The organism is uncultured Porphyromonas sp., from assembly GCF_934359325.1.
Taxonomy (GTDB): Bacteria; Bacteroidota; Bacteroidia; order Bacteroidales; family Porphyromonadaceae; genus Porphyromonas_A.
Genome location: NZ_CAKRLH010000113.1, coordinates 1 through 5,175, shown reverse-complemented (window position 1 = coordinate 5,175; position 5,175 = coordinate 1). Strand labels below are relative to the sequence as shown.

The following is a 5,175-nucleotide window of genomic DNA, read 5'->3' as shown; positions in this document are numbered from 1 at the left end:
AAAGAGCGTATCGGGACAGCAGTCGAGCACCCGGGCGATCCAGTATAAGGCGTGTTTGGAGGTTTCCGATCCGCCACCCTGGTACGGACTATTTGCTTTTTTCCGTCCGCTCTGTCAGATTTTGGTACCTTTGGGATAAGTTATATCTCAAGAGACATTTTCGATCCTATGGACAAGAAGATACTAGCCTTAGTCACCGCTGCCCTGGGCTTCTCAGCCACCGTGGCGGGACAGGAGCCTGTCTCCCCCATGACGCACCTCCTCCACTCCCGTCAGGCGAAGGCGCTGCAGGCATATACAGGCGTGGTGGAGAGTCTGGCACCGCTCTACAGGGAGACTTGGAGTATGCCCATCATGGGCGAGGAGGCGCTTTACCTCGATGCCATCGCCCGCAGCAGCATGGGTGCTGAGGAGGCGGACCTCAAGCTCCTCCACTTCATCGAGCAGCATCCCCATAGCGCTCTCCTACCCTATGCCCAGAGCCGACTCGGCGAGTGGTACTATGTGCGGGGTGACTACTCCGGTGCGGTCTACTGGCTGGACCGGACCGACGTGACGGCACTACCGGAGGAGAGAGCGCAGGCGATCGACTACTACCACGCCTTCTCGCTTATGAAGACCGGCTCCGAGGAGGCGGCACTCAAGCTCTTCCTCCCACTCACCTACTCCAGGGACTTCCACAGTGCCGCAGCCTTCTATGGCGGTTACCTTCTCCTGAAGTCGGATCGGGCGAGCGAGGGGGAGAAGCTCCTCTCGGGACTCTACAGCAGCAACACTTACGGCACTGAGGCGCTCGCCTATGTGGCCGAGTCGCGTCTCTCAGAGGAGGACTATGAGGGGGCTCTGACACTGGCACAGAGGGGGCTCAAGCGGGATGCCTCCGAGAGCAGCGCCCGTCACTCGCTCCTCCACACCGCAGGCCTTGCCGCAGCGATGACCGGGCGGATCGATCTCTCCACCGACTACCTGCGGCAGTACATGAGGCAGGCTGAGCAACCGGGAAGGATCGACCTGCTTGTCCTCGGAAAAAACCTGTACGAGTTGGGCCACGAGACAGAGGCGATAGGCTACCTCACCCGGGTCGATGACGGCACGCCGGACTTTATGTCTCAGCTATCGCACTACTACCTTGGACTCACGAATCTAAGCAGTGGGAAGAGCAGCAGCGCCCTTTCGTCCTTTGACCGGGCAGTAGAGATCGACGTCTACGCCCCGCTGACTGAGGACGCGCAGTTCAATGGCGCTCTCGCCGCCTACGCCGCTCATCAGGGACGTCTCGGTGCTGGTACGAAGCGCTTTGCCTCCTACCTCAGACGCTACCCGACCGGAGCCTACCGGTCCAAGGTGATCACCCACCTGAGTGACGCTTTCCTCAATGACCCCAAGCGGGCAGACGTGCTTCGAGAGATCTCCTCGATAAGCCCGCTCCCGCCCGAACTGAGGAGAGTGAGGGAGAAGGTGAAACTCGGAAAGGCCAATCAGGCTCTCGCAGGAGGCGACCTCCGTAAGGCAACCGAGCAGTACGGGCGGATCATCGGGAAGAACGAGGATCCTGAGAGCGTCGCAGAGGCTTATCTCTGGCGCGGAGAGGCGGCCTACCGCAAGGGAGACTACAAGGGGGCGATCAGCGACACCCGTGCCTATCTCGACAACCGTCCCGAGAGCCTTAAGCTCAATCCTCAGGCTTACTACACCTTAGGCTACGCCTACTTCAATAACAAGAATTACGACCAGGCCAAGAGTGCCTTCCGGTCCTATCTCTCTCAGACCACTCCTTCGACCAACGAGCGCACCGCTGTGCTCAATCGCCTCGGCGATATCTCTGTACAGGAGCGTCGACTCAGCGAGGCTGCCGACTACTTCGACCAGGCAGCGCGAACCGGGGGAGCGGAGTCGGACTACGGCTTTCTCCACCGTGGCATCGTCCTCGGGCTGCAGAAGGACTACGAGGGGAAGATCAGTCTCCTCTCTCGCATGCAGCAGACCTTCCCCTCTTCATCACTCCTTGCTGAGGGCTTCTATGAGCTGGGACAGACCTACAGTATGCTCAATAGACAGTCCCTCGCCAGGCAGGCGTATGATCGCGTGGTGACGAATTATCCCAGACATGAGCTTGCGCCCTCCGCCGCAGTGCAGAAGGCTCTCACCTATATGAGCGAGGAGAGCTTCTCCGAGGCAGCGGATGCCTATGTGGCGGTGATCCGGAGTTACCCCAAGTCCGATGCGGCGAAGACAGCACTGGAGAACCTTAAGGCGCTTAGTATCCAGCTCAATCGAGTGGATGAGTACAATAGCCTGGTGCGCTCTATCGGTGGTACCGGAGCGATCTCCGACCGCGAGATGGACGAGATGACCTACCTCGCGGCTGACAAGATCGTCTCCGAGGGGAAGCCCGCTGAGGCGATCAAGGCACTGGATGATTACCTGACACGCTTCCCCGCCGGGGCGTATCTCGACAAGGCGCTCTACAGCAAGGCTCTGATCCTATCCTCTAATAAGCGGTATAGAGAGGCGACACCGATCCTCGAGCGTCTCTCGACGATGCAGCTGGAGCCGACGATGAGCCACGATGTCAAGCTCCTTCTCCTGGAGAATTATGAGCGAAGTGGTAACTCCGCCCGAGCAGCGGAGGTCGCCCTCCGGCTCGCCAACGAGAGCACCACTCAGGCTGACCGCAGCCGCTACATCTCCGCAGCAGCAACTCATGCGCAGAAGAGTCAGAGCTACGACTTCCTCCTCGCCCTTGCCGATGATGTCTCTCGGAGTAAGTGGGACCTCACGCCGCAGACTAAGTCTGAGGTGATGACGGCAGCCGCAGCCCGCTATGACCAGGTGGGGAAGAAGGATATGGCGCGGCTCTATGCCCGAGCTGTGCTACAGCTGCCCGCCTCCGTCCAGACGACGGCAGCCCGCGTGCTGGCAGCAGAGGAGCTCTTTGATCAGGGACAGTTCCAGACGGTTCGCGACCGGATGGAGAAGGTGGTGAGTGGACAGTCCGACAGCCGATACTGGCTGGCACGAGCCATCCTCCTCCTGAGCGACAGCTACGTCCGTCTCGGCGACAAGAGCACAGCCAAGACCTACCTCGAGAGCCTGCGGTCCGGGTATAAGAACCAGCAGGACGGCATCATTGACCGGATCGATGAGCGTCTCTCACGCCTCTGACTTCGTCGTACTCATTTTTTCCTAAAGATAGATCCTACACCATATATGAAGATCAGACAACTCTTAGTCACGCTCGCAGCATCGTCGATGCTCCTTGGTCTGAGCGCCCAGACGCCGGCAGACACGCTACGCCGGTCGATGACCCTGCAGAGAGCCTACATACCGGAGACTAGTCAGGCGAAGAAGGAGTTCTTCAATCCCCTCGCCAGTCAGACACCTCGGCAGCTCCACCCGCTGGACTTTGCCCGAAACAGCTACAGCCTGAGCATGAAGGCGAGGCCTCGGCTCTTCTCACCGAGCGAGAACCTACTCCTCCCTGAGTACGGGAGCCACCACTTCTACGCCCGACTCTTCGGAGGCTATCCCGTTAAGGCGGGAGGAAACATCGGCGCTCACTTCAGAGCCGGAGAGTATGGGACGATCACGTTCGCCCTCGACCACACCTCCCGACATGTCACCGGCCAGAGAGGGAAGCTGGACGAGGCTCCGATCAATGAGACTCACGACACGGAGGCACTGGTGAGATACTCCCAGAAGCTGCCTGAGAGCGGTCGTATGCTGGAGATCGAGGGATTCGGCTTCGGACACGCCCACTCACTCTATGGGCATCCGCTGAGTTCGGTGAAGTCGGGTGAGCTGCCGTACCTCGTCAGTACCATTACGCCGGAGAAGCCTGAGCTGATAAGCTACTATGGCACGGGACTCAGCGTCTCCCTCTCACCGGCGCCCATCAGCGCTCTCTCCACCTGGGAGTACAGCCTGAGCGCCACGGTCGACTACGGTAATCGTAATGCAGATGTAAACGCTCCTCGAGAAGGCGAGCCGATCGGGGTCTACATCGTCGGGCGAGGCAACGCACTCCATGCCGGAGTCATGGGAAGCCTCACCTATGGGGCGAAGATCAATGACTTCAGGTTCGGCGTCGACGCCGGCTATGAGATCAATCGCTTCTCACTCGACAAGGAGGTCGCAGGAGGGAGGGCATCACAGATCATCACCCTCATCCCACACTTTGACTACATCATCCCGTCGCTCCAGATCCGTGCGGGGGTAAAGGTACAGCTCCCCACGATGGGCGCCAAGCAGCTGTTGATCACACCCGATGCGCTACTACGCTGGAGGATGCACAACAAGGCCTCGCTCCTACTCTCCGCCAACGGCGGCATGACGATGCTCTCGATGCGCGACCTCTATCGGATCAATAGGTATGCTGACCCGATGAGCATTGCGCAGGGCATCGAGTCCTCGACGTACGATGTTGCACTGGGGCTGGAGCTGGGCTCTTGGAACGGCTTTGCCCTCGACCTCAAGGGCGGATTTGCCGACTACAGAGATTTCTACGACTTTACTAGTAAGAGCGCCTCCACCCCCACACCGGAGGGTTACGAGGGAGAGCCCTATGCTGCGGTGGCACTCTTTAACCTCCGTAATCTCGGTTCCGTTCGTCACGGCTACTTTAGCCTCGGTGCCCGCTATACAGGAGCGGAGGGGCTCAGTGGTTCGCTCGGTGTGAAGTACAATCACTACGCCCGTCCGACTCTCTCTGAGGAGGAGAGCGGCAAGGCGTATCACGAGGTAAAGGAGAGTGTCCTCGGCAGACCGACCCTGGAGCTGACGGCAGACCTCGCCTACAGTCCGATCAAGGATCTGACCCTGAGCGCTAACTTCCTCGGTCTGGGAGGGATCAAGATGGAGCAGCTACTTCCGCGGGAGTTAGTCCGTGAGGGAGAAGAAGTGGTCTACACCCTACCATTCACGACCAAGCTCGATGCTCAGGTCTCCTATAAGGTGCTGAAGAATCTTGGGGTCTCGCTCACGGTGGAGAACCTCCTCAATCAGAGGATGCAGCGCTGGAGCCACTACTACAGCCCCGGCATAGGAGCCTACGGCAGCATTACCCTCGAGCTGTAAGACTAAGAGAGGCGAAGCCACTTGGCTTCGCCTCTCTTTTTACATCGCACCGGCGTGGACCCACTTACCGGAGTAAGTGAGTGGGGCAAAGTCCGGATC

General features: G+C 59.3%; 2 protein-coding genes. Both read left to right on the top strand.

What is annotated here, in order from left to right; all coding sequences use genetic code 11:
* The first annotated feature begins 168 nt into the window (after positions 1-168).
* Positions 169-3,165: a tetratricopeptide repeat protein gene (locus tag Q0F21_RS05140; protein ID WP_297238012.1), complete on the top strand. Its 2,997-nt coding sequence runs from the start codon at positions 169-171 to the stop codon at positions 3,163-3,165.
* Between the two features lie 45 nt (positions 3,166-3,210).
* Entirely contained in the window at positions 3,211-5,076 is a 1,866-nt protein-coding gene (locus tag Q0F21_RS05135) for a TonB-dependent receptor (RefSeq protein ID WP_297238010.1), read from the top strand.
* Positions 5,077-5,175 lie beyond the last annotated feature (99 nt).

Excerpts from the sequence above, each read along its gene's own strand:
- Q0F21_RS05140 (WP_297238012.1), top strand. The coding sequence starts at position 169 with ATGGACAAGAAGATACTAGCCTTAGTCACCGCTGCCCTGGGCTTCTCA.
- Q0F21_RS05135 (WP_297238010.1), top strand. The coding sequence starts at position 3,211 with ATGAAGATCAGACAACTCTTAGTCACGCTCGCAGCATCGTCGATGCTC.